This window comes from Pseudomonas rhizozeae (assembly GCF_031583775.1).
Lineage (GTDB): Bacteria > Pseudomonadota > Gammaproteobacteria > Pseudomonadales > Pseudomonadaceae > Aquipseudomonas.
Genome location: NZ_JAVLSB010000021.1, coordinates 558,144 through 583,585, shown reverse-complemented (window position 1 = coordinate 583,585; position 25,442 = coordinate 558,144). Strand labels below are relative to the sequence as shown.

Here is a 25,442-nt window from a genome sequence, read left to right as displayed (position 1 = left end):
TCATGGATATCAAACGCACGATCCTGATCGTCGCCCTGGCAATCGTGTCCTACGTTATGGTTCTTAAATGGAACCAGGACTATGGCCAGGCTGCCCTGCCGACTCAGAATGTTGCTTCCAGTACGACCGCACCGGGCCTGCCGGACACGGCGACTGGCAATAACGCTGCTGTCAGTGACGACATTCCACGCGCCGCAAGCGACACCAGTGCGCCAGTCGAAGCGCCGGTGGCTGCAAGCAAAGACCTCATCCAGATCAAGACGGATGTGCTCGAACTGGCGATCGACCCTCAGGGTGGTGATGTTGCCCAGCTGAAGTTGCCGCGTTATCCACGTCGCCAGGACCACCCGGAAATCCCATTCCAGCTGTTCGATAACGGTGGCGAGCGGACTTACCTGGCCCAGAGCGGCCTGATCGGCACCAACGGCCCGGACGCCAGTCCTGCCGGCCGTCCGGTCTACTCCTCGGAGAAGAAGACTTATCAACTGGCTGACGGTCAGGACCAATTGGTCGTTGACTTGAAGCTCAGCAAGGACGGCGTCAATTACATCAAGCGTTTCACGGTAAAACGTGGCTTGTATGACGTTACGGTGACCTACCTGGTGGATAACCAGAGCGCACAACCTTGGTCCGGCGCGATGTTTGCCCAGCTCAAGCGTGACGACAGTTCCGATCCTTCTTCCAGCACGGCCACTGGCACCGCGACTTACCTGGGCGCTGCCCTGTGGACAAGTGGCGAGCCGTACAAAAAAGTGTCCATGAAGGACATGGACAAGGCTCAGTTGAAAGAAACCGTGACCGGCGGCTGGGTTGCCTGGTTGCAGCACTACTTCGTGACCGCATGGATTCCGGCGAAGGGCGAAAACAACGTCGTCCAGACCCGTAAAGACAGCAAAGGCAACTACATCATTGGCTATACCGGCCCGGCATTCACTGCCGCTCCGGGTGCCAAGGCCGAGACCAGCGCCATCCTGTACGCCGGTCCGAAAAGTCAGGCGGTATTGAAAGAGTTGTCCCCAGGCCTGGAACTGACCGTTGACTACGGCATTCTGTGGTTCATTGCCCAGCCAATCTTCTGGCTGCTGCAACACATCCACGCCATTGTCGGTAACTGGGGCTGGTCGATCATCTTCCTGACCATGCTGATCAAAGGCCTGTTCTTTCCGCTGTCAGCGGCCAGTTACAAATCCATGGCTCGCATGCGCGCCGTGGCCCCGAAACTGGCGGCCTTGAAAGAACAGCACGGCGACGACCGGCAGAAAATGTCGCAGGCGATGATGGAGCTGTACAAGAAAGAGAAGATCAATCCACTGGGTGGCTGCTTGCCGATCCTGGTGCAGATGCCGGTTTTCCTTTCGCTGTACTGGGTGTTGCTGGAAAGCGTGGAAATGCGTCAGGCACCGTTCATGCTGTGGATCACGGACCTGTCGATCAAAGACCCGTTCTTCATTCTGCCGATCATCATGGGCGCCACCATGTTCATCCAGCAGCAGTTGAACCCAACGCCTCCGGATCCGATGCAGGCCAAGGTGATGAAGATGATGCCGATCATCTTCACCTTCTTCTTCCTGTGGTTCCCGGCGGGTCTGGTGCTGTACTGGGTCGTCAACAACGTCCTGTCCATCACTCAACAGTGGTACATCACTCGTAAGATCGAAGCGGCTACCAAAAAAGCCGCGGCGTAACTTACTCTGTGGATAACCACTCAAGACGCCCCCTAGTGGGGCGTTTTGCTACCTGCCATTTTTGTCTGGAACCCGGTTATGAGTGCTCCCCGTGAAACCATCGCCGCTGTCGCTACCGCACAGGGCCGCGGCGGTGTCGGCATCGTCCGGATCTCCGGGCCGCTGGCCAATGCGGCGGCCGAAGCCATCGTTGGCCGCGAACTCAAGCCGCGTTTTGCCCATTACGGTCCTTTTCTCGGCTCCGATGAATTAGTGCTGGATGAAGGCATCGCCTTGTATTTCCCCGGGCCAAACTCCTTTACCGGCGAAGATGTACTGGAACTGCAAGGTCATGGTGGCCCTGTTGTCCTGGACATGCTCCTTAAGCGCTGCCTCGAACTGGGCTGCCGGCTCGCACGGCCGGGGGAGTTCAGCGAACGGGCCTTCCTCAACGATAAACTCGACCTCGCCCAGGCTGAGGCCATTGCCGATTTGATCGAAGCCAGCTCCGCGCAAGCTGCAAGAAATGCGTTGCGCTCGCTGCAAGGCGCATTCTCCCAGCGTGTGCATCAACTGACTGAACAACTGATCGCACTGCGTATTTATGTTGAAGCGGCGATCGACTTCCCAGAGGAGGAAATCGATTTCCTCGCCGACGGCCATGTGCTTTCGATGCTGGATAAGGTGCGTGACGAGTTATCCACAGTGCTCCGCGAAGCCGGGCAGGGCGCGTTGTTGCGCGACGGCATGACGGTGGTGATCGCCGGCCGGCCTAACGCCGGCAAGTCGAGCCTGCTCAATGCGCTGGCGGGACGCGAAGCAGCGATCGTGACTGAAATTGCCGGCACCACCCGGGACATTCTTCGCGAACATATCCACATTGATGGCATGCCACTGCACGTTGTCGACACCGCCGGCCTGCGGGATACCGACGATCAGGTGGAAAAAATCGGCGTTGAACGCGCGTTGAAAGCGATCGGCGAGGCGGATCGCGTGTTGTTGGTGGTGGACAGCACCGCGCCTGAGGCGTTGGACCCCTTCGCCCTGTGGCCGGAGTTCCTCGAAACCCGACCGGATCCGGCGAAGGTCACGCTGATTCGTAACAAAGCCGACCTGACGGGCGAAGCCATTGCGCTGGACGTGAGCGACGATGGCCACGTGACTATCAGCCTGAGCGCCAAATCAACCAATGGCGGACTGGATCTTCTGCGCGATCATCTCAAGGCCTGCATGGGCTATGAGCAGACGTCGGAGAGCAGCTTCAGCGCGCGCCGACGGCATTTGGAAGCCTTGCGCCACGCCAGCACCGCGTTGGAACACGGTCGTGCACAGCTGACCTTGGCGGGTGCCGGCGAGTTGCTGGCCGAAGACCTGCGCCAGGCACAGCATGCGCTTGGCGAAATCACCGGCGCCTTCAGCTCGGATGACTTGTTAGGGCGGATCTTCTCCAGCTTCTGTATCGGCAAATAAAAGGTTGGTGGATAAGTTATCCACCGCCCTTCTTTCTCTTTCGATTTACCAGTTGTAGGAAACAGAGCCCAGCAGCGTGCGACTGTCGCCCCAATAGCAACGGCCGGCGTCGTTACAGCCCGACACATATTCCTTGTCGAAGAGGTTTTTCGCGTTAAGGTCGACCGACCAGTTGCGATCGATCTGATAGCCGATCGCCGCATCTACCAAGGTCACGTCGCCTGCGTCGAGCTTCCCATAGAGGGGCGGCGCAGTGTAGGAGAACGTGCTGTCGAAGTAGCGAACTCCGCCACCGATCCGTAGGCCTTTGAGGCTGCCTTCGAGGAAGCTGTATTTGCCCCACACCGACGCCTGATTGCGCGGCACACCGGTCATTTGGTGATCTTTCACCAACGAGGTGGCGGAATCTTCGGTGATTCGCGCGTCGGTGTAGGTGTACGCCGCCGTGACGTTGAGGTTAGGCGTCAGGTTGCTGTTGACCTCCAGCTCAACCCCTTTGGCGCGGCTTTCGCCCACTTGGCGATAGCTGTTGGTGGTGCCATCGAAATAGGTGTCGTCTTTCTTTCGCAAGTCGTACACCGAGGCGGTGAACGCGGTGTCCCAGCCGATTGGTTCGTATTTGAGGCCCACTTCATACTGGCTGCTGGTGATCGGGTCCAACGGCGCGCCGGCATTGGAGATCTGCTGCACCGGCACGAACGCGGTGGAGTAGCTGACATACGGCGTGAGGCCGTTGTCGAACTGGTACATCACGCCGCCCTGGTAGGTGAACTTCTTGTCCTCAGAGCTAATATTGCTGCCCCTGGCCACCTTGTCGCGAAAATCACTGTCGACCCAATCCTGACGGCCACCGAGCAAGAACAGCCAATGGTCGTACTTGCTCTGGATTTGCGCGTAAACGCCTTTCATCTCCTGCTCGAGCAAAGTGTTTTGCACAGCGATGGGTGTCAGCGGATCGCGCAGATACACCGGGTTGAACACGTTAATCGGGCCGACGATGCCGGCATTCCAGTCCTGGTTGTAGGACGTGCGGTCGAAGCTGCCGCCAAACAGCACGGTGTTTTCCAGGCCACCGACTTCGAATTTTCCTTCCAGTTGGTTATCCAGCGAGTAGACCATCGATTTGTTGTAGCGGTCGTAGGCGGTCATGTTCACGTTGGTGCCGAAACCGGCGTTGTTCAAGTTGCCGGGCCAGGTTTCATGGCGGTTGATGCGCGACTGCATGTACCGCGAGTTCTGGCGGAACTGCCAATCGTCATTGAAGCTGTGGCTGTATTCGTAGCCGGCGCTCCAGGTTTCCCGCTCGAAAGTGTTCCAGTCCGGGTTGCCGAGCATCGTATGCTTGGACAGTTTACCGTTGGGGTTCTTCAGTAAAGTACCTGCGGCGGGTAGGCCGAGTTCCAGATTGGTGTGGTCTTTCTGGTAGTTGGCCAGCAACGTCAGCGTGTTGAAGTCGTCGAAATTCAGGGTCAGCGACGGCGCCACGTAAATACGGTCGTCCGGCACATGGTCGGTTTGCGTGTCGGCGTTGCGACCAAGCACGACCACCCGGCCAAGGATATCGCCGCTGTCGTTCAACGGGCCAGAGACGTCGACGCCCAATTGCCGACGATTATTGGAACCGTAACTGAGCTGCACCTCGCCCTGAGGCGCGGCGGTCGGGCGTTTGCTCACCAAGTTGACCAGGCCGCCGGGAGCGTTTTCGCCGTACAGCAGGGACGACGGCCCACGGAATACCTCAACCCGTTCCAGGCCGTAGGGTTCGGTGCTGGTGTCATACCGGTTGCCTTGCACCCGTAGTCCATCGCGCAACAGGCCGTAGCCATAATCCGTCGCGTTGAAGCCGCGAATAAAGAACAGATCCCCGGCCAGGCCATCACCGGCGGCAAAGGGTGGCGCGAAAATGCCGGGGACGTAGCCCAGCACATCGGTCAGGGTCTGGGATTTCTGATCCTTGATGCGCTGACCGGTCACCACCGACACCGAGCGCGGGGTTTCCGAAAGCGGCGTACTGGTTTTCGTACCGATGCGGCTGTTTTGCGCTTTGTAACCAACGTCCGCGCTGTAATCGAGGTTCATCGCATTGGTTTGCTGCGCGCTGATGTTAGTGGGTGCAAGCACCACCGAGTCAGACGCTGGCACTGGCTGCAGAATGTAGCTGCCAGGTGCTTGAAGCACGGCTTGCAAACCCGAGCCCTGAAGCAAGGTGGCGAAACCCTGCTCGACCGAGAAGTTGCCGCTCAACCCCGCACTGCGTAAATGGGCGGTTTGTTGGGGGGAGAACGAAAGGATCACATTGGCGGCCGCAGCGAATTGGCTCAGGGCATTGTCCAGCGGGCCGGCGGCGATGGCGTAACGTTGTACGGCGGTTGCGGCCATGGCATTGACCGATACCAGACAGGCGCTGGCCGTGCCGGTCATGAGTAAGCCGTAGGCAATGCAGTGGTAGGAAAGACGCTGACGTGCTGGCAACGGGATCGTAGGAAAGCGCATGAGTGGATAAGCCCTGAAGGTGGCGAAAGCCGCGTAGATCGCGATTACCTGTAGGGCCGCGTCAGGTTTGAAAAAGATAACCCCCTGCGCAACTATTTTTCCTACGGTGCATTTCGATCAGGCTGTCGGCGTGATCGACACCCAGTAGCGGGTGAAATAGCGCACGCTGATCGGCAGCGCCGCTTGCAGGTTGGCCAGTACTGCTTCCGTAGAATCGAGGCGGAAGGTTCCGGATACCCGCAGCCGCGCCGCCGCCTCATCACACAGCAGAACACCGGCGCGATAACGGCCCAGCTCTTCGATGACCGTACCGAGGCGGGCGTCGAGCACGATCAACTGGCCATCGACCCACGCCACGTCGGAAGCTCGGTAGCCATGAATGGCACCCAGTCGTTGAGTGTCGAAATCGACGCCTTCACCCGCCTTCAACAACTGACCACTGCCGGACTGTTCACTGGGCAGCACCGTGACCCGATCCTCAAGCACACCGACCCGCGTCATGCCGGACAACTGCCGCACCGAAAAACGCGTGCCCAGCGCCTGGATGCGGCCCTGGTGAGTCTCGACAAAGAACGGCCGTGGATCGCCGCGCTTGCCGGTGCGGATAAGCAGTTCGCCACTGCGCAACCGGATCAACCGCTGCTGATCATTGAACAGCACGTCGATGGCGGTATCGGTATTCAGGTGAATTTGGCTGCCGTCGGCGAGTTCGACCGTGCGCCGCTGGCCAACCTGGGTACGGTAGTCGGCCCAAAAGTCGCCGACCGCGGTGTGTTCCTTAAGTGTCCAGCCAGCGTATCCGGTGCCCGCCAGGATCAGCAGCAACTTGAGCACATGGCGGCGTTGTTGGGTGGCCGACAAGGCACGTCGCGTCAGATCCTGAGGCAATGTGCCGAGGTTGCGCTGCAATTGTTCGACGTGGTTCCAGGCCGATTGATGTGCCGGATCACTGTTCAGCCAGCGTTCCCAAGCCTGGCGCTCGGCCGGACTCGGCGGATCCGCCTGAAACTGCACGTACCAACTGGCCGCCGCTTCGAAGACTTTGCGATCAGGGGTGATAGCCATCACAGACTCGCCATGATCAACGAGCATTCTGTCAGCGCACGGATCATGTGTTTCTTCACAGTAGTCAGTGACACCTGCAACCGATCGGCGATCTGTTGATAAGTCAGGCCATCGACCTGCGACAACATGAATATCTGCTGGGCTCTGGTGCCCAATCCCGTCAACGCTTTGTCCACAGCCATCAAGGTTTCAATGATGACTGCCTTGTCCTCTTCGCTGATTTCCGTGGCTTGCGGGCGTGTTGCCAGGGTTTCCAGATACGCCGACTCAATGGCGCGCCGTCTATACCGATCAATCACCAGTCCCCGCGCAACGGTGGCCAGGTAGTCGCGAGGTTCCAGGATCTGCAGCGCATTACGCGCACTGAGGATGCGCACAAAGGTGTCATGGGCTACATCCGCCGCATCGCAGGCGTCATGCAATTTGCCCCTGAGCCATCCATGTAACCAGGAATGGTGTTGCTCATAGATTCGCTGAACGGCAGCAGTGTGCGCAGGCAAGGACATAGGCATAAAGGGTGAGTGGATGATAATGGCTATTATTAGCTTTTGTTACGTCTTCTCACAATAGCGTCCTGCATTTGGCCTTTTGCTCACTGATATTTGCCCACAACTATCGAATAAGCCCTGTGTGTAAGTGCCTCTAAGGGCAGTTGATAAACCCCCTTGAAAACTGAAGGTAACCGCCTCTGTGGATAACCACTGCTTTAATCCACAGGCTTACACCGGTTATCCAAGGGGCTCTTGACCACATGGGCACAGGGTTTTGAATCGCTGTACACATTGATAATAAAGGCCTGCATGAATCTATCCACAGAAAGGCTGCTCAGTAGAAATAAACATAAAAACAAAGATTTAATAAATTTCTCTCTTTTAATTTCTATTACCCGATAGTTCTCCACAGCTGGTTAAATTTTGTGCAAAGGGTTCTTTAGGAAGGGCGAAGTCCCTATACTTGCCGACCTGGTCGAAAAACCAGGGCTCAGCAACCTATATTCCTATTACCTAACTGAAGCAGGCACGAGGTGCGTGGTGGATTTCCCTTCCCGTTTTGAAGTGATCGTCATCGGCGGCGGTCATGCCGGTACCGAGGCAGCACTTGCATCAGCACGCATGGGGGCAAAGACCCTGTTGCTGACGCACAACGTGGAAACCCTCGGCGCCATGAGCTGCAACCCGGCCATTGGCGGGATCGGCAAAAGCCACCTGGTCAAGGAAATCGACGCCCTCGGCGGCGCGATGGCCATCGCCACCGACAAGGGTGGTATTCAGTTTCGCGTGTTGAACAGCCGCAAAGGCCCCGCCGTGCGCGCCACTCGCGCCCAGGCTGACCGGGTGTTGTACAAGGCCGCTGTCCGCGAAATCCTCGAAAACCAGCCCAACCTGTGGATATTTCAGCAACCCGCTGACGATTTGATCGTTGAGCAGGAGCAAGTGCGCGGTGTTGTCACTCAAATGGGTCTGCGCTTCTTCGCCGATTCCGTAGTTCTGACCACCGGCACCTTTCTCGGTGGACTTATCCACATTGGTTTGCAGAATTATTCCGGCGGCCGTGCTGGCGATCCTCCGTCGATTGCCCTGGCCCATCGCCTGCGTGAACTGCCGCTGCGCGTCGGTCGCCTGAAAACCGGGACACCGCCGCGCATCGACGGTCGTTCGGTGGATTTCTCGGTGATGGCCGAGCAACCGGGCGACACGCCGATCCCGGTGATGTCGTTCATGGGGTCGAAGGAGCAGCATCCGAAGCAAGTCAGTTGCTGGATCACGCACACCAACGCGCGTACCCACGAAATCATTGCCGCGAACCTCGATCGTTCGCCGATGTATTCCGATTCCGGGCTGATCGAAGGCATCGGTCCGCGCTACTGCCCGTCGATCGAAGACAAAATTCACCGCTTTGCCGACAAGGAAAGCCACCAGGTGTTCATCGAGCCGGAAGGCCTGACCACCCATGAGCTGTATCCGAACGGCATCTCGACCTCGTTGCCCTTCGACGTGCAGTTGCAGATCGTGCAATCGATTCGCGGCATGGAAAACGCACACATCGTGCGTCCCGGTTACGCCATCGAATACGACTACTTCGACCCGCGCGACTTGAAATACAGCCTGGAAACCAAGGTAATCGGCGGTCTGTTTTTCGCCGGACAAATCAACGGCACCACGGGCTATGAAGAGGCCGGTGCCCAAGGTTTGTTGGCCGGGGCCAACGCAGCACTGCGCGCCAAGGGCAAAGAAGCCTGGTGCCCGCGTCGTGACGAGGCGTACATCGGCGTGTTGGTTGACGACCTGATCACCCTGGGTACCCAGGAGCCGTATCGGATGTTCACCTCCCGCGCCGAATACCGCCTGATCCTGCGCGAAGACAACGCCGACCTGCGCCTGACCGAGAAAGGTCGCGAATTGGGTCTGGTTGACGACGTCCGTTGGTCGGCGTTCTGCAAAAAACGCGAAAGCATCGAGCTGGAAGAGCAACGTCTGAAAAGCACTTGGGTTCGCCCGGGTACCGAGCAGGGCGATGCGATTGCCGAGAAATTCGGCACGCCGCTGACGCATGAATACAACTTGCTCAACCTCTTGAGCCGGCCGGAAATCGACTACGCAGGTCTGGTCGAAGTCACCGGGCAGGGCGCCGATGATCCACAGGTCGCCGAGCAGGTCGAGATCAAGACCAAATACGCCGGTTATATCGATCGCCAGCAGGACGAAATCGCCCGCCTGCGAGCCAGCGAGGACACCAGATTGCCTGTGGATATCGACTACACCAACATCTCCGGGCTCTCCAAGGAGATCCAGAGCAAGCTCGGTGCGACCCGCCCTGAGACGCTCGGCCAGGCCTCGCGGATTCCCGGCGTCACGCCGGCGGCCATTTCGCTGTTGATGATCCATTTGAAAAAACGCGGCGCGGGCCGTCAGTTGGAGCAAAGCGCTTGAGTTCGTTGGTCACCTTGCAGCATGCAGAAGAGTTATCCACAGGTGCACGCCAGCTCGGCGTCGACTTGACCGAAGCCCAGCATGCGCAATTGCTGGGTTACCTGGCCTTGTTGATCAAATGGAACAAGGCTTACAACCTGACCGCTGTGCGCGACCCGGACGAAATGGTGTCACGTCACTTGCTCGACAGCTTGAGCGTGATGTCATTTGTGGAAAACGGCCGCTGGCTGGATGTCGGCAGCGGCGGCGGAATGCCCGGCATTCCCCTGGCGATCCTGTTTCCTGAGTCCCAGGTCACCTGCCTGGACAGTAACGGCAAGAAAACCCGGTTCCTGACCCAGGTCAAACTCGAACTGAAACTCGACAATCTGCAGGTTATCCACAGTCGCGTTGAAGCGTTCCAGCCTGCACAGCCGTTTAACGGGATCATTTCCCGGGCGTTCAGCAGCATGGAAAATTTCAGCAACTGGACCCGCCACCTCGGCGACCGTGACACGCGTTGGCTGGCAATGAAGGGCGTCCATCCGGCCGATGAACTGGTAGCATTGCCGGCGGACTTCCACCTCGATAGCGAACACGCCTTGGCCGTACCCGGTTGCCAAGGCCAACGCCATCTGCTGATACTGCGCCGCACGGCATGATTGGGAACACAAGCAAGAATGGCTAAGGTATTCGCGATAGCGAACCAGAAAGGTGGTGTGGGCAAGACCACCACCTGCATCAACCTCGCAGCATCCCTGGTCGCGACCAAGCGCCGGGTGTTGTTGATCGATCTCGATCCACAGGGCAACGCCACCATGGGTAGCGGTGTGGATAAACACGGCTTGGAAAACTCGGTCTACGACCTGTTGATCGGTGAATGCGATCTGGGTCAGGCCATGCATTACTCAGAGCACGGCGGTTATCAATTGCTGCCGGCCAACCGTGACCTCACCGCTGCTGAAGTGGTGCTGCTGGAAATGCAGATGAAGGAAAGTCGTCTGCGCAGCGCGCTGGCGCCGATCCGTGAAAACTACGATTACATTTTGATCGACTGCCCGCCGTCGCTGTCGATGCTGACGCTCAATGCGCTGGTCGCGGCCGACGGGGTGATTATCCCCATGCAGTGCGAGTACTTCGCCCTCGAAGGCTTGAGCGACCTTGTGGATAACATCAAGCGGATCGCCGAATTGCTCAATCCGGATCTCAAGGTCGAAGGCTTGCTGCGGACCATGTATGACCCGCGGCTGAGCCTGATGAACGATGTCTCGGCGCAGCTCAAGGAACACTTCGGCGAGCAGCTGTACGACACCGTCATTCCACGCAACATCCGTCTGGCAGAAGCCCCGAGCTACGGCATGCCGGCGCTGGCCTACGACAAACAATCCCGTGGTGCGCTGGCCTACTTGGCACTGGCGGGCGAGATGGTTCGCCGTCAACGTCGCAATCCCCGCACTGCCGCCGCTCAGCCAACTTAAGGAATCCCCATGGCCGTCAAGAAACGAGGTCTCGGACGTGGACTGGATGCACTGCTGAGTGGTCCGACTGTCAGCTCCCTGGAAGAACAAGCGGTCCAGGCCGATCAACGGGAACTGCAGCACTTGCCGCTGGACCTGATCCAGCGCGGTAAATACCAGCCGCGCCGGGACATGGACCCGCAAGCGCTGGAAGAACTGGCGAACTCGATCAAGGCCCAAGGCGTGATGCAGCCGATTGTGGTGCGTCCGCTGGGCAACGGTCGTTTCGAAATCATCGCCGGTGAGCGCCGCTGGCGCGCCAGCCAGCAGGCTGGCCAGGAAACCATTCCAGCGATGGTCCGTGATGTGCCGGATGAAACCGCGATCGCCATGGCGCTGATCGAGAACATCCAGCGCGAAGACCTCAATCCGATTGAGGAGGCGGTAGCCCTGCAGCGCTTGCAGCAGGAATTCCAGCTGACCCAGCAACAAGTTGCTGAAGCGGTGGGCAAGTCACGCGTGACCGTGGCTAACTTGCTGCGGCTGATCGCGCTGCCGGAAGTCATCAAAACCATGCTGTCCCACGGTGACCTGGAAATGGGTCATGCCCGTGCTTTGCTCGGATTGCCAGAAAATCAACAGGTTGAAGGGGCGCGACATGTTGTCGCACGAGGCCTCACCGTGCGCCAAACTGAGGCACTGGTTCGCCAGTGGCTGAGTGGCAAACCGGAGCCTGTGGAAGCCGCCAAGCCAGATCCGGACATCGCTCGGCTCGAACAGCGTTTGGCCGAGCGCCTAGGCTCTGCGGTGCAGATTCGGCACGGCAAGAAGGGTAAAGGCCAGTTGGTGATTGGCTACAACTCGCTTGATGAGCTACAAGGTGTGCTCGCACACATTCGCTGAAACATTTCCTCATGTAGCGCGCAGTCGGAAATCACTACCTGACAGTTGAATAGGGGCTGAACCGCCCCTATACTCTGCGCGCATTTTGTCGGCACAAATTATGCCAAGTTACTGAATTCTGGCAGCCGACCATTGGAGAGCAAAAGTGATGGAAACACGCACGCCAAACCGCTTGCCGTTCCATCGCCTGGCAGTTTTTCCGGTGTTAATGGCTCAATTTGTCATTTTGCTGATTGCCGCGTTGGCGCTCTGGCAATGGCATGGAGTCGTTGCCGGATACTCGGGACTTTGCGGAGGCCTGATAGCCTTGCTGCCCAATATGTATTTCGCTCACAGGGCCTTTCGGTTTTCCGGCGCCCGAGCAGCTCAAGCCATCGTCCGGTCTTTTTATGCCGGCGAGGCGGGCAAACTGATTTTGACGGCAGTGCTCTTTGCATTGACGTTCGCAGGTGTGAAGCCATTGGCGCCGCTGGCTGTATTCGGCGTCTTCGTGCTGACCCAACTGGTCAGCTGGTTCGCTCCCCTGCTGATGAGAACAAGACTTTCGAGACCTTAGGGCGTTTGAGGCAACCATGGCAGAAACAACCGCTTCGGGCTATATCCAGCACCACTTGCAGAACCTGACCTTCGGTCAGCACCCAACTGGCGGGTGGGGTTTTGCCCACACCGCAGCAGAAGCCAAGGAAATGGGCTTCTGGGCTTTCCACGTCGATACCCTCGGCTGGTCGGTCGCGTTGGGTCTGATCTTCGTTCTTCTTTTCCGCATGGCGGCGAAGAAGGCGACTTCCGGTCAGCCTGGTGCTTTGCAGAACTTCGTTGAAGTATTGGTCGAATTCGTCGATGGCAGCGTGAAAGACAGCTTCCATGGCCGTAGCCCGGTGATCGCACCGCTGGCGCTGACCATCTTCGTCTGGGTGTTCCTGATGAACGCCGTCGACCTGATCCCGGTCGACTGGATTCCTCAGCTCGCCATCCTGATCTCTGGCGATGCGCACATTCCATTCCGTGCCGTATCGACCACTGACCCGAACGCGACCCTGGGCATGGCCCTGTCGGTGTTCGCGTTGATCATTTTCTACAGCATCAAGGTCAAGGGCATCGGCGGCTTCATCGGCGAACTGACCCTGCACCCGTTCGGCAGCAAGAACATCTTCGTTCAAGCCCTGCTGATCCCGGTGAACTTCCTGCTGGAGTTCGTGACGCTGGTCGCCAAGCCAATTTCGCTGGCACTGCGTCTGTTCGGCAACATGTACGCTGGCGAGCTGGTGTTCATTCTGATCGCTGTGATGTTCGGCAGCGGTCTGCTCTGGCTTAGCGGCCTGGGCGTAGTACTGCAGTGGGCGTGGGCTGTGTTCCACATCCTGATCATTACCCTGCAGGCGTTTATCTTCATGATGCTGACTATCGTTTATCTGTCGATGGCGCACGAAGAGAACCATTAAGGCCAGTCTCGACTAGTCTGATGTCCCTCTCGGTCAAACGAGAGGGGGCCCGTTGAGGGCTATGAAACGATTTGTTTTACCGCTTTAAAATCTAAAAAACCTAAACCATACGACGTAAAAGTCGGGAGGAAAGATGGAAACTGTAGTTGGTCTAACCGCTATCGCTGTTGCACTGTTGATCGGCCTGGGCGCACTGGGTACCGCAATTGGTTTCGGCCTGTTGGGCGGCAAGTTCCTGGAAGGCGCAGCGCGTCAGCCAGAAATGGTTCCAATGCTGCAAGTCAAAATGTTCATCGTTGCCGGTCTGCTCGACGCCGTAACCATGATCGGTGTTGGTATCGCTCTGTTCTTCACCTTCGCGAACCCATTCGTTGGTCAACTCGCTGGCTAATCACTCGAACCTTCGAGTGATTGGTGTGATGTGCAACGAACGAGCGAGGTGTTGGCGTGAACATTAATGCAACCCTGATTGGCCAGTCCGTTGCGTTCTTCATTTTTGTACTGTTTTGCATGAAGTTCGTGTGGCCTCCGGTCATCGCGGCTTTGCACGAACGTCAGAAGAAGATCGCGGATGGACTGGACGCTGCCGCCCGAGCAGCTCGCGACCTGGAATTGGCCCAAGATAAAGCGGGTCAACAACTGCGCGAAGCTAAAGCTCAGGCAGCCGAGATCATTGAGCAAGCCAAGAAACGCGGTAACCAGATCGTCGAAGAGGCCGTTGAAAAGGCCCGTATCGACGCTGACCGTGTGAAGGTTCAGGCTCAAGCCGAGATCGAGCAGGAACTGAACAGTGTCAAAGATGCGCTGCGTGCCCAACTGGGTGCACTGGCCGTCGGCGGCGCCGAGAAGATCCTGGGTGCCACAATCGATCAAAACGCGCACGCGGAGCTGGTTAACAAACTGGCTGCTGAAATTTAAGCGAGGGCGATCATGGCAGAACTGACCACGTTGGCCCGACCTTACGCTAAGGCAGCCTTCGAGCACGCCCAGGCCCACCAGCAACTGGCCTCTTGGTCAGCCATGCTCGGCCTGGCTGCAGCAGTGTCGCAAGACGACACCATGCAGCGCGTGCTCAAGGCCCCGCGTCTGACGAGCGCAGATAAGGCCACCACGTTTATTGACGTGTGTGGCGACAAGTTCGATGCCAAGGCACAGAATTTCATTCATGTCGTTGCCGAAAACGACCGTCTCCCGCTTCTGCCGGAGATCGCCGCTCTGTTTGACCTGTACAAGGCTGAACAAGAGAAGTCGGTAGACGTGGACGTCATCAGTGCTTTCGCATTGGACAAAGAACAGCAAGACAAACTCGCCAAGGTTCTCAGTGCACGGCTCGGCCGGGAAGTGCGCCTGCACGCGTCGGAGGATGCCGCCTTAATCGGTGGTGTCGTAATCCGCGCCGGCGACCTGGTAATCGATGGCTCGATTCGCGGCAAACTCGCGAACCTTGCCGAAGCATTGAAATCTTGAGTTTGAAGGGGCAGCAGAGCAATGCAGCAACTCAATCCTTCCGAAATAAGTGAAATTATCAAGGGCCGCATCGACAAGCTCGATGTGACCTCCCAAGCCCGTAACGAAGGCACTGTCGTCAGCGTATCTGACGGCATCGTGCGGATTCACGGTCTGGCCGACGTAATGTACGGCGAGATGATCGAGTTTCCGGGCGGCGTCTACGGTATGGCTCTCAACCTGGAGCAAGACTCCGTAGGTGCCGTTGTACTCGGTTCCTACCAGTCTCTGGCTGAAGGCATGAGCGCCAAGTGCACTGGCCGCATCCTGGAGGTTCCGGTTGGTAAGGAACTGCTGGGTCGCGTAGTCGATGCACTGGGTAACCCAGTTGACGGCAAAGGTCCGCTGAACAACACCGAGACCGATGCGGTCGAGAAAGTTGCTCCAGGCGTGATCTGGCGTAAGTCGGTAGACCAGCCTGTACAGACTGGCTACAAGGCAGTCGATGCCATGATCCCTGTCGGCCGTGGCCAGCGTGAGCTGATCATCGGTGACCGTCAGATCGGTAAAACCGCTCTGGCGATCGACGCGATCATCAACCAGAAAGACAGCGGCATTTTCTGCGTCTACGTCGCGATCGGTCAGAAGCAATCGACCATCGCCAACGTGGTTCGCAAGCTGGAAGAAAACGGCGCGCTGGCTAACACCATCGTCGTGGCCGCGAGCGCCTCGGAATCTGCAGCACTGCAGTTCCTGGCTCCGTACTCCGGTTGCACCATGGGTGAATACTTCCGCGACCGCGGTGAAGACGCACTGATCGTTTATGACGATCTGTCCAAGCAAGCAGTGGCTTACCGCCAGATTTCCCTGCTGCTGCGCCGTCCACCAGGCCGTGAAGCCTACCCAGGCGACGTGTTCTATCTCCACTCCCGTCTGCTGGAGCGCGCATCCCGCGTTTCGGAAGAATACGTAGAGAAGTTCACCAACGGCGCAGTGACCGGCAAAACCGGTTCCCTGACCGCACTGCCGATCATCGAAACCCAGGCTGGCGACGTTTCCGCGTTCGTTCCGACCAACGTGATTTCCATCACCGACGGTCAGATCTTCCTGGAATCGGCCATGTTCAACTCCGGGATCCGTCCTGCTGTGAACGCCGGTGTTTCGGTATCCCGTGTGGGTGGTGCCGCTCAGACCAAGATCATCAAGAAGCTCTCCGGTGGTATCCGTACCGCTCTGGCTCAGTACCGTGAACTGGCGGCATTCGCCCAGTTCGCTTCTGACCTGGACGAAGCGACCCGTAAGCAACTTGAGCATGGTCAGCGCGTTACCGAGCTGATGAAGCAGAAGCAATACGCACCGATGTCGATCGCTGACATGGCGCTGTCGCTGTATGCCGCTGAGCGTGGGTTCCTGACTGACGTTGAAATCGCCAAGATCGGCAGCTTCGAACAAGCGCTGATTGCTTTCTTCAACCGCGATCACGCCGATTTGATGGCGAAGATCAACGTGAAGGGTGACTTCAATGACGAAATCGACGCTGGCATGAAAGCCGGTATCGAGAAGTTCAAGGCCACCCAAACCTGGTAAGCCGCAGCGGGAGCCGCAAGGCTCCCGCTTGCTAACCTGATAGGTGTTACATGGCAGGCGCAAAAGAGATTCGCAGTAAGATTGCGAGCATCAAAAGCACGCAAAAGATTACCAGCGCCATGGAAAAAGTGGCGGTCAGCAAAATGCGCAAGGCACAAATGCGCATGGCTGCTAGCCGTCCTTACGCGGAGCGCATCCGCCAGGTTATTGGTCATCTGGCCAACGCCAACCCGGAATATCGCCACCCATTCATGATCGACCGCGCCATCAAGCGCGTTGGTTACGTTGTGGTGAGCAGTGACCGTGGTTTGTGCGGTGGCTTGAACACCAACCTGTTCAAGGCCCTGGTCAAGGACATGGCGGTAAACCGCGAAAACGGCGTCGAGATCGATCTGTGTGTCGTGGGTAGCAAGGGTGCGGCTTTCTTCCGCAACTTCGGCGGTAACGTCGTCGCAGCTATCAGCCACCTGGGTGAAGAACCGTCGATCAATGACTTGATCGGCAGCGTCAAGGTGATGCTGGATGCTTACCTGGAAGGCCGTATTGATCGCCTGTCCGTGGTGTCCAACAAGTTCATCAACACCATGACGCAGCAGCCTACCGTGGAGCAATTGATTCCACTGGTGGCGACCCCGGATCAGCAACTCAAGCACCACTGGGACTATCTCTACGAACCGGATGCCAAGGAGCTGCTCGACGGCTTGATGGTCCGTTACGTGGAGTCGCAGGTCTACCAGGCGGTGGTCGAGAACAACGCTGCTGAACAAGCGGCGCGGATGATCGCGATGAAGAACGCTACCGACAACGCCGGTGATTTGATCAGCGATTTGCAGCTGATCTACAACAAGGCGCGTCAGGCTGCGATCACCCAAGAGATCTCGGAAATCGTCGGCGGCGCTGCCGCGGTTTAACGGTTCAAATATTCAGAGGATCCAGCTATGAGTAGCGGACGTATCGTTCAAATCATCGGCGCCGTTATCGACGTGGAATTCCCACGCGACAGCGTACCGAGCATCTACAACGCTTTGAGTGTAAAAAGCGATGCCGGCACCACTCTCGAAGTTCAGCAGCAGCTGGGCGACGGCGTGGTTCGTACCATTGCAATGGGTTCCACCGAGGGCTTGAAGCGCGGTCTGGAAGTCACTGACTCCGGCGCAGCCATCTCGGTACCGGTCGGTAAAGCGACCCTGGGCCGGATCATGGACGTCCTCGGCAACCCGATCGACGAAGCCGGTCCAATCGACACCGAAGAGCGCTGGGGCATTCACCGTCCTGCGCCATCCTTCGCTGAACAAGCGGGCGGCAACGACCTGCTGGAAACCGGCATCAAGGTTATCGACCTGGTTTGCCCGTTCGCCAAGGGCGGTAAAGTCGGTCTGTTCGGTGGTGCCGGTGTAGGCAAAACCGTAAACATGATGGAACTGATCCGTAACATCGCCATCGAGCACAGCGGTTATTCCGTGTTCGCCGGTGTGGGTGAGCGTACTCGTGAGGGTAACGACTTCTACCACGAGATGAAGGATTCCAACGTTCTGGACAAAGTGGCACTGGTTTACGGTCAGATGAACGAGCCGCCGGGTAACCGTCTGCGCGTGGCATTGACTGGCCTGACCATGGCCGAGAAGTTCCGTGACGAAGGTAACGACGTTCTGCTGTTCGTCGACAACATCTATCGTTACACCCTGGCCGGTACTGAAGTATCCGCACTGCTGGGCCGTATGCCTTCCGCAGTAGGTTACCAGCCGACCCTGGCCGAAGAGATGGGTACTCTGCAAGAGCGTATCACTTCGACCAAGAACGGTTCGATCACCTCGATCCAGGCGGTATACGTACCGGCGGATGACTTGACCGACCCGTCGCCAGCGACCACTTTCGCCCACTTGGACGCCACCGTCGTTCTGTCCCGTGACATCGCTTCCCTGGGTATCTACCCAGCGGTTGACCCACTGGACTCGACCTCCCGTCAGTTGGACCCGAACGTGATCGGTCAGGACCACTACGACACCGCTCGCGGCGTACAGTATGTTCTGCAGCGTTACAAAGAACTGAAGGACATCATTGCGATCCTGGGTATGGACGAACTGTCGGAAACCGACAAGCAGTTGGTATCCCGCGCTCGTAAGATCCAGCGTTTCTTGTCGCAACCGTTCTTCGTGGCTGAAGTCTTCACCGGTGCCTCGGGTAAATACGTTTCCCTGAAAGACACCATTGCTGGCTTCAAAGGCATCCTCAACGGTGACTACGACCACCTGCCAGAACAAGCGTTCTACATGGTCGGCGGCATCGAAGAAGCGATCGAGAAAGCCAAGAAACTGTAATCCTGGCGCCCGGCAACGGGCGCTCATTAGGTTGAGGCAATCAGATGGCTATGACAGTCCATTGCGATATCGTCAGCGCGGAAGGGGAAATATTCTCCGGTCTGGTCGAGATGGTGATTGCGCACGGTGAACTGGGTGATCTTGGTATCGCCATGGGTCACGCGCCGCTGCTCACTAATCTGAAACCAGGTCCAATTCGCCTGATCAAGCAGGGCGGGGAAAGCGAGGTGTTCTACATCTCCGGCGGTTTCCTCGAGGTTCAGCCGAACAAGGTCGAAGTACTTGCCGATACCGTGCAACGTGCTGCCGATCTGGACGAAGCGTCTGCTCAGGAAGCCGTTAAGGCTGCCGAGAAGGCGTTGAATGAAAAAGGCGCAGACTTCGATTACGGCTCTGCGGCCGCACGCCTGGCCGAGGCTGCAGCTCAGCTGCGCACCGTCCAGCAGATCCGCAAGAAGTTTGGCGGTTAAGCCGTCACTTGTTGTGTGATTGATTAAAAAGGGTAGCCTCGGCTACCCTTTTTTCTTTTCCGAATTCAAACCCCGGTCGCAGTTGCTGACCACCCAGGATTGGAAGCCAGTCATGTCACTAGAAATCGTTATCCTCGCCGCCGGTCAAGGCACCCGCATGCGCTCGGCGTTGCCAAAGGTTCTTCATCCGGTCGCCGGCAATTCGATGTTGGGGCATGTTATCCACAGCGCTCGGCAGCTCGATCCACAGCGCATTCATGTGGTGATCGGCCACGGTGCCGAGGCGGTTCGTGAGCGCTTGGCGGCTGACGATCTGAATTTTGTGCTGCAAGACAAGCAGCTGGGCACCGGGCACGCTGTAGCCCAGGCTGTGCCGTTCATCAGCGCTGACACCGTGCTGATCCTTTACGGCGATGTGCCGCTGATTGAAGTTGAAACCCTGCAACGTCTGCTCAAGCAGGCCGGCCCCGAGCAACTGGGGCTGTTGACCGTCGAGCTGGCGGACCCGACCGGTTACGGCCGCATTGTCCGTGACTCGGCCGGCAAGGTGACCGCGATTGTCGAGCAGAAAGACGCCAACGAGGCGCAACGCGCAATCACCGAAGGCAACACGGGCATCCTCGCCGTGCCTTCCGCGCGCCTGGGTGATTGGATGAGCCGCCTGTCGAACAACAACGCCCAGGGCGAGTACTACCTGACCGACGTCATCGCGATGGCCGTCGGCGATGGCCTGGTGGTTGCCACTGAGCAACCGGTGGACGCCATGGAAGTGCAGGGCGCCAACGACCGCAAGCAACTGGCCGAGTTGGAGCGCCATTATCAATTACGTGCCGGCCGCCGTTTGATGGCCCAGGGCGTCACCCTGCGTGACCCGTCGCGCTTCGACGTTCGCGGTGAAGTCACCGTAGGCCGCGACGTGCTGATCGACATCAACGTCATCCTCGAAGGTCGCGTGGTGATTGAGGACGACGTGGTGATCGGCCCGAATTGCTTGATCAAGGACAGCACCCTGCACAAAGGCGTGGTGATCAAGGCCAATAGTCACATTGACGGCGCAGTGCTGGGTGAGGGCAGCGATGCCGGCCCGTTCGCGCGATTGCGTCCGGGCACCGTGCTCGACGCCCGGGCCCATGTGGGTAACTTCGTCGAACTGAAGAATGCTCACCTGGGTGAAGGCGCCAAGGCCGGTCACTTGACCTACTTGGGCGACGCCGAGGTTGGCGCCCGCACCAACATTGGCGCCGGCACCATCACTTGCAACTATGACGGCGTGAACAAGTGGAAAACCGTGATGGGCGCGGATGTGTTTATCGGCTCCAACAACTCCCTGGTGGCACCTGTGGATATCTTGGATGGGGCAACCACGGCGGCGGGTTCGACCATTACCTCGAATGTCGATGCAGCGCAATTGGCGGTCGGGCGTGCGCGCCAGAAGAATATCGATGGCTGGAAACGGCCGGAGAAAGTTAAAAAGTAAGTTATCCACAAGCGTCATCCGGCTTGAGTTATTCACAGGCTGACCCGCTGCACTCGCGAGCAGGCTCGCTCCCACACGGTGGCAACATCCAGTGGCAGCGAGCCTGTTTGCGAATGGCCTCCTGCTTATTTTTCCGCTGCCGGGTTGACGAAGTTTCGCCAATAGGTTTTGATTGCTTCCGTTATCTTTCGAATCGAAACTTAAGCGATCATGTCTAAGCGCAATACCCCTCAACGTCGTCACAACATTCTTGCGTTGCTCAACGAGCAGGGCGAAGTGAGCGTGGACGAATTGGCCAAGCGTTTTGAAACCTCGGAAGTCACCATTCGCAAAGATCTCGCCGCGCTCGAAAGCCACGGCCTGTTGCTGCGCCGATACGGCGGAGCGATCACCATGCCGCAGGAATTGGTGGCCGACCCCGGCCAGCCCGTTTCCCAGTACAAGCAAGCCATTGCCCGTGCTGCGGTGAAAACCATCCGCGAACACGCGCGGATCATCATCGACAGCGGCAGCACCACGGCGGCGATGATTCCGCAACTCGGCCTGCAACCAGGTTTGGTGGTGATGACCAATTCCCTGCACGTCGCCAACGCCCTCAGCGAACTTGAACACGAGCCGGTGCTGTTGATGACCGGCGGCACCTGGGACCCCCATTCCGAGTCTTTCCAGGGGCAGGTCGCCGAGCAGGTACTACGCTCTTACGACTTCGACCAGTTGTTTATCGGCGCCGATGGCATCGATCTGGTCCGCGGCACCACCACCTTCAACGAATTGCTGGGCCTGAGCCGAGTGATGGCCGAAGTGGCACGCGAAGTCGTAGTGATGGTCGAATCCGACAAGATCGGCCGCAAGATCCCCAATCTGGAACTGCCATGGGGCAGCGTCCATACCCTTATTACCGATGATCGCCTGGGCATTGAGGCCCGCGATCAGATTCAGGCCCGCGGCATCACTTTGATCTGCGCGGCTGTCAGCCAGGAGAAATAGCATGTGTGGAATTGTCGGCGCAGTAGCTGAACGGAATATCACTGCGATTTTGCTCGAAGGACTCAAGCGCCTTGAATACCGCGGCTACGACAGTGCCGGTGTGGCGGTCTACACCCAGGACGAGAAACTCGAGCGCATGCGCCGTCCGGGCAAGGTCAGCGAGCTGGAACAAGCCCTGGCCCTGGAGCCGCTGATCGGTCGCCTCGGCATCGCTCACACCCGGTGGGCCACCCACGGCGCACCCTGCGAGCGCAATGCGCACCCGCACTTCTCCGGCGACCTGGCCGTGGTGCACAACGGCATCATCGAGAACCATGAAGCGCTGCGCGAGCAACTTAAAGCCCTCGGCTACGTGTTCACCTCCGACACCGACACGGAAGTCATCGCGCACCTGCTGCACCACACCCTCAAAGACATTCCTGACTTGGCCGACGCCCTTAAGGCGACCGTCAAGCAACTGCACGGCGCCTATGGCCTGGCGGTGATCAGTGCGCGCCAACCGGATCGGCTGGTTGCGGCCCGCAGCGGCAGCCCGCTGGTGATTGGGCTGGGCTTGGGGGAAAACTTCCTGGCGTCCGATCAACTGGCCCTGCGCCAGGTGACTGACCGTTTCATGTACCTGGAAGAAGGTGATATCGCCGAAATCCAGCGTGAAAGCGTGCAAATCTGGGACGTCAACGGCCGCGCCGTCGAGCGCGAGACGGTGCAGTACCGTGACGGGGCAGAAGCCGCCGAGAAGGGTGAGTTCCGCCACTTCATGCTCAAGGAAATTCACGAGCAGCCGGCCGTGGTCCAGCGCACCCTTGAAGGTCGCCTGAGCCAGAATCAAGTGCTGGTCCAGGCGTTCGGCCCACAAGCGGCCGAGCTGTTCGCCAAAGTGCGTAACGTGCAAATCGTTGCCTGTGGCACCAGTTATCACGCCGGCATGGTTGCCCGTTACTGGCTCGAAGAACTGGCTGGCATCCCGTGCCAGGTCGAAGTGGCCAGCGAGTTCCGCTACCGCAAAGTGGTGGTGCAGCCCGACACGTTGTTCGTGACCATTTCCCAGTCCGGTGAAACCGCCGACACCCTGGCGGCCCTGCGCAATGCCAAGGAACTGGGCTTCCTCGCCAGCCTGGCGATCTGCAACGTCGGCATCAGCTCGCTGGTGCGTGAATCCGACCTGACCCTGCTGACCCAGGCCGGCCGCGAAATCGGCGTGGCATCGACCAAAGCGTTCACCACGCAACTGGTGGGACTGTTGCTGCTGACCCTGTCTCTGGGCCAGGTCCGTGGCTCGCTGGCCGCAGGCGTCGAAGCCGAACTGGTGGAAGAACTGCGTCGCTTGCCAACTCGCCTGGGTGAAGCCCTGGCCATGGACAGCACCGTGGAGAAAATCGCCGAGCTGTTCGCCGAGAAGCACCACACCCTGTTCCTTGGCCGCGGCGCACAATTCCCGGTGGCGATGGAAGGAGCGCTCAAGCTCAAGGAAATCTCCTACATTCACGCCGAAGCCTACCCGGCTGGCGAACTCAAGCACGGCCCGCTGGCGCTTGTGGATAACGACATGCCGGTGGTCACCGTGGCGCCGAACAACGAGCTGCTGGAGAAACTCAAATCCAACCTGCAGGAAGTCCGCGCCCGCGGCGGCGAATTGATCGTCTTCGCGGACGAGAAGGCCGGCATGAGCAACGGCGAAGGCACCCACGTCGTGCAGATGCCGCACATCCACGACATCCTCTCGCCGATCCTCTACACCATCCCGCTGCAACTGCTGTCGTACTACGTCGCCGTCCTCAAAGGCACCGACGTCGACCAGCCGCGTAACCTGGCGAAGTCTGTGACGGTGGAGTGAGTTATCCACAGCTGTGTCGCTAAAACAAAAAGCCCCTGATCCCAGGGGCTTTTTTCATGTCTTCGATTTTCCAGTAGTCGAGTTCAGGGTGATCCCCTGTGGCGAGGGAGCTTGCTCCCGCTGGACTGCGCAGCAGGCCCAAAACCATTTAGCCCGGTGTGTCAGGAACACCGCGTGTACAGGATTCAGGGCCGCTACGCGCCCCAGCGGGAGCAAGCTCCCTCGCCACAAATACGCCAGCTTAAAGCGCGAAACGCACCACGGTTTGATTGAGCTGCACCGCCAACCGTGACAATTCATGGCTGGCGACTTGCGTCTGGGTCGCGCCGGTGGCCGATTGCAGCGACAGCTCGCGGATGCTGGTGAGGTTGCGGTCGACTTCCCGGGCCACTTGCGCCTGTTGCTCGGCGGCGCTGGCGATGACCAGGTTGCGTTCGTTTATCTGCGAAATGCCCAAGGTGATTTGCGCCAGCGCTTCGCCAGCGGCATGGGCGCGCTCCAGGGTCTGGCCGGCATGGTCGGCGCTGCTGGACAAGGCCGTGACGGTGGCCTGGGTGCCGTTCTGGATCGACTGGATCATGCTTTCGATTTCCATGGTCGACGCGGCGGTGCGCAACGCCAGCGAACGCACTTCATCCGCCACTACGGCAAACCCGCGACCGTTCTCCCCGGCCCGGGCCGCTTCGATGGCGGCATTGAGCGCCAGCAGGTTGGTCTGGTCGGCGATGTTGCGAATCACGTCGAGCACGCCGCTGATGTCCCGCGCCTGCACCGACAGGCTTTGCGCCTGCTGCGACGCTGCCACCACTTCCCGCGCGAGGTTCTGCACCAGCTCGATCGTCTGCGACACCTGCTGGTGGCCCTCCTGGGTTTGCAGGTCGGACTCGCGCGACAGCTCCGAGGTTGAGGTGGCGTTGTTCGCCACTTCATCGACCGCGCTGCTCATTTCGGTGACGGCGGTGGCGGCCTGGTCGATTTCCTCGTTCTGCTTTTGCAGGTCGCGGGTGCTGTGTTGCATCACCGTGCTCATTTCTTCGGTGGCGGTCGCCAGTTGCTGGGCCGAGTCGCTGATATGGCGGATGGTGCCGCGCAGGTTGTCCTGCATCAGGCGCATGGCCTCCAGCAATTTCGCGGGCTCGTCCTGCCCCTCAATGTGAATCGGCTGGCTCAGGTCGCCGTCGGCGATCGTCTGTGCCGCCGCCAAGGCCTGACGGATCGGCGCAACGATGCTGCGCGTCAGGGCCCAGGCCAGCGCTACCGTGGCCAGCACCGCGACCAGTAACAGGATCGCCACCAGCCGCTGCATCGCCAGATAATCCGCTTCACTGCGACGTGCGGCTTGGTCGGCGCCGCTTTCATTGAGGCTGATCAGCGCTTGCATCGATTGGTTGGTCTCGGCCCCGAGCTGCACCATCACCGCGCTCATTCGATGAATCAACGCAGCATCTGCCTCAGCCGCGTTCATTTGCGCCAGCACTTGGTCGAGCGCTTGGAAATAACCGCCCAGGCTTTTTTTCAGGGCGTCGGTCAGCGCACGTTCTTCAGGGGTGTTGTCGCGTCGGGCGTAGCTGGCCAGCACGCTGTCGATGCTCTGGCGGGCGTCGGTGATCAGGCGCTCGCTGTGGCGCCGCGCGGCGGCGTCATCGGTGGTGCGCACCCGCAGGCTTTCCAGGCGCACAGTGGAGATCCCGCCGTTGAGCTTTTGCAGAGTGGTGATGCCGGACAGCCAGAATTCGTTGATCTGATGGCTGGCATTATTCAGCGCGGCCATTTGCATCAGGCACAGCACGCCGATCAACAGCAGCGTCAAGGTGATCGCGGCAAAGCCGCCTGCGGCTCGTTTTCCGATACTGATTTTTCGTAACAACATGCGCATGACCCCTATGTATGTGAGAGCCAGGGCGCGACGTATCGAAGGTA

At 58.7% G+C, this 25,442-nt stretch carries 22 protein-coding genes and 1 pseudogene; 18 read left to right on the top strand and 5 right to left on the bottom strand.

Going from position 1 to position 25,442, the window contains the following annotated elements; genetic code table 11:
* Positions 1-2 precede the first annotated feature (2 nt).
* A complete protein-coding gene (gene yidC, locus RG836_RS06975) occupies positions 3-1,685 on the top strand; it encodes a membrane protein insertase YidC (RefSeq protein WP_310844322.1) in 1,683 nt (560 codons plus the stop codon).
* A 78-nt stretch (positions 1,686-1,763) separates the two neighbouring features.
* The gene (gene mnmE, locus RG836_RS06970) at positions 1,764-3,134 is read left to right on the top strand and encodes a tRNA uridine-5-carboxymethylaminomethyl(34) synthesis GTPase MnmE (RefSeq protein WP_310844321.1); all 1,371 of its coding nucleotides are present in this window, start codon (positions 1,764-1,766) and stop codon (positions 3,132-3,134) included.
* Positions 3,135-3,179: 45 nt separating this feature from the next.
* Here the strand turns inward: mnmE and RG836_RS06965 are convergent, their stop codons facing one another.
* From RG836_RS06965 to RG836_RS06955, 3 genes are all read right to left on the bottom strand, one after another.
* Positions 3,180-5,555, bottom strand: a complete 2,376-nt coding sequence (locus RG836_RS06965) for a TonB-dependent siderophore receptor (protein ID WP_409078059.1) — start codon at positions 5,553-5,555, stop codon at positions 3,180-3,182.
* Positions 5,556-5,744: 189 nt separating this feature from the next.
* On the bottom strand, positions 5,745-6,692 hold the full coding sequence (locus RG836_RS06960; protein WP_310844318.1) for a FecR domain-containing protein: 948 nt from the start codon (positions 6,690-6,692) through the stop codon (positions 5,745-5,747).
* Positions 6,692-7,198 (bottom strand): sigma-70 family RNA polymerase sigma factor, encoded by a 507-nt coding sequence (locus tag RG836_RS06955; RefSeq protein ID WP_310844452.1) that lies wholly within the window; start codon positions 7,196-7,198, stop codon positions 6,692-6,694. Before RG836_RS06955 ends, RG836_RS06960 begins: the two co-directional genes overlap by 1 nt.
* Before the next feature lie 525 nt (positions 7,199-7,723).
* Here RG836_RS06955 and mnmG point away from each other — a divergent pair.
* From mnmG to glmS, 16 genes are all read left to right on the top strand, one after another.
* The gene (gene mnmG / locus RG836_RS06950) at positions 7,724-9,622 is read left to right on the top strand and encodes a tRNA uridine-5-carboxymethylaminomethyl(34) synthesis enzyme MnmG (RefSeq protein ID WP_310844316.1); all 1,899 of its coding nucleotides are present in this window, start codon (positions 7,724-7,726) and stop codon (positions 9,620-9,622) included.
* Positions 9,619-10,263, top strand: coding sequence for a 16S rRNA (guanine(527)-N(7))-methyltransferase RsmG (rsmG, locus tag RG836_RS06945; RefSeq protein WP_310844315.1), 645 nt, complete (start codon positions 9,619-9,621; stop codon positions 10,261-10,263). Before mnmG ends, rsmG begins: the two co-directional genes overlap by 4 nt.
* An 18-nt stretch (positions 10,264-10,281) precedes the next feature.
* Entirely contained in the window at positions 10,282-11,079 is a 798-nt protein-coding gene (locus RG836_RS06940; RefSeq protein ID WP_310844312.1) for a ParA family protein, read from the top strand.
* 9 nt (positions 11,080-11,088) lie between these two features.
* The gene (locus RG836_RS06935) at positions 11,089-11,961 is read left to right on the top strand and encodes a ParB/RepB/Spo0J family partition protein (RefSeq protein ID WP_310844311.1); all 873 of its coding nucleotides are present in this window, start codon (positions 11,089-11,091) and stop codon (positions 11,959-11,961) included.
* 148 nt (positions 11,962-12,109) lie between these two features.
* Complete coding sequence (locus RG836_RS06930) at positions 12,110-12,517, top strand: F0F1 ATP synthase subunit I (RefSeq protein WP_310844309.1); 408 nt, start codon at positions 12,110-12,112, stop codon at positions 12,515-12,517.
* A 16-nt stretch (positions 12,518-12,533) separates the two neighbouring features.
* Positions 12,534-13,403: a F0F1 ATP synthase subunit A gene (gene atpB / locus RG836_RS06925; protein ID WP_310844308.1), complete on the top strand. Its 870-nt coding sequence runs from the start codon at positions 12,534-12,536 to the stop codon at positions 13,401-13,403.
* Between the two features lie 133 nt (positions 13,404-13,536).
* Positions 13,537-13,794, top strand: coding sequence for a F0F1 ATP synthase subunit C (atpE, locus tag RG836_RS06920; protein WP_002555987.1), 258 nt, complete (start codon positions 13,537-13,539; stop codon positions 13,792-13,794).
* 56 nt (positions 13,795-13,850) lie between these two features.
* Positions 13,851-14,321 (top strand): F0F1 ATP synthase subunit B, encoded by a 471-nt coding sequence (locus RG836_RS06915; protein ID WP_008027535.1) that lies wholly within the window; start codon positions 13,851-13,853, stop codon positions 14,319-14,321.
* A 12-nt stretch (positions 14,322-14,333) separates the two neighbouring features.
* The gene (locus RG836_RS06910; RefSeq protein WP_310844307.1) at positions 14,334-14,870 is read left to right on the top strand and encodes a F0F1 ATP synthase subunit delta; all 537 of its coding nucleotides are present in this window, start codon (positions 14,334-14,336) and stop codon (positions 14,868-14,870) included.
* A 21-nt stretch (positions 14,871-14,891) separates the two neighbouring features.
* Positions 14,892-16,436 carry a F0F1 ATP synthase subunit alpha gene (gene atpA, locus RG836_RS06905; RefSeq protein ID WP_310844306.1) on the top strand — a complete coding sequence of 515 codons (1,545 nt, stop codon included), beginning with the start codon at positions 14,892-14,894 and terminating at the stop codon, positions 16,434-16,436.
* Between the two features lie 50 nt (positions 16,437-16,486).
* Positions 16,487-17,347 carry a F0F1 ATP synthase subunit gamma gene (atpG, locus tag RG836_RS06900; protein ID WP_310844305.1) on the top strand — a complete coding sequence of 287 codons (861 nt, stop codon included), beginning with the start codon at positions 16,487-16,489 and terminating at the stop codon, positions 17,345-17,347.
* Between the two features lie 27 nt (positions 17,348-17,374).
* Entirely contained in the window at positions 17,375-18,754 is a 1,380-nt protein-coding gene (gene atpD / locus RG836_RS06895; RefSeq protein ID WP_310844303.1) for a F0F1 ATP synthase subunit beta, read from the top strand.
* A 44-nt stretch (positions 18,755-18,798) separates the two neighbouring features.
* On the top strand, positions 18,799-19,224 hold the full coding sequence (locus RG836_RS06890) for a F0F1 ATP synthase subunit epsilon (RefSeq protein WP_310844302.1): 426 nt from the start codon (positions 18,799-18,801) through the stop codon (positions 19,222-19,224).
* A 112-nt stretch (positions 19,225-19,336) separates the two neighbouring features.
* Positions 19,337-20,701, top strand: coding sequence for a bifunctional UDP-N-acetylglucosamine diphosphorylase/glucosamine-1-phosphate N-acetyltransferase GlmU (gene glmU, locus RG836_RS06885; protein WP_310844301.1), 1,365 nt, complete (start codon positions 19,337-19,339; stop codon positions 20,699-20,701).
* Between the two features lie 207 nt (positions 20,702-20,908).
* Positions 20,909-21,688, top strand: a complete 780-nt coding sequence (locus tag RG836_RS06880; protein WP_310844451.1) for a DeoR/GlpR family DNA-binding transcription regulator — start codon at positions 20,909-20,911, stop codon at positions 21,686-21,688.
* A gap of 1 nt (position 21,689) precedes the next feature.
* Positions 21,690-23,522 (top strand): glutamine--fructose-6-phosphate transaminase (isomerizing), encoded by a 1,833-nt coding sequence (gene glmS / locus RG836_RS06875; RefSeq protein WP_310844300.1) that lies wholly within the window; start codon positions 21,690-21,692, stop codon positions 23,520-23,522.
* A 241-nt stretch (positions 23,523-23,763) separates the two neighbouring features.
* On the opposite strand, the gene RG836_RS27280 is transcribed toward glmS, so the two are convergent.
* Positions 23,764-24,540 carry a methyl-accepting chemotaxis protein gene (locus RG836_RS27280; RefSeq protein WP_409078058.1) on the bottom strand — a complete coding sequence of 259 codons (777 nt, stop codon included), beginning with the start codon at positions 24,538-24,540 and terminating at the stop codon, positions 23,764-23,766.
* An 81-nt stretch (positions 24,541-24,621) separates the two neighbouring features.
* Positions 24,622-25,392, bottom strand: a pseudogene (locus RG836_RS27275) (MCP four helix bundle domain-containing protein); the annotation flags it as partial.
* Positions 25,393-25,442 lie beyond the last annotated feature (50 nt).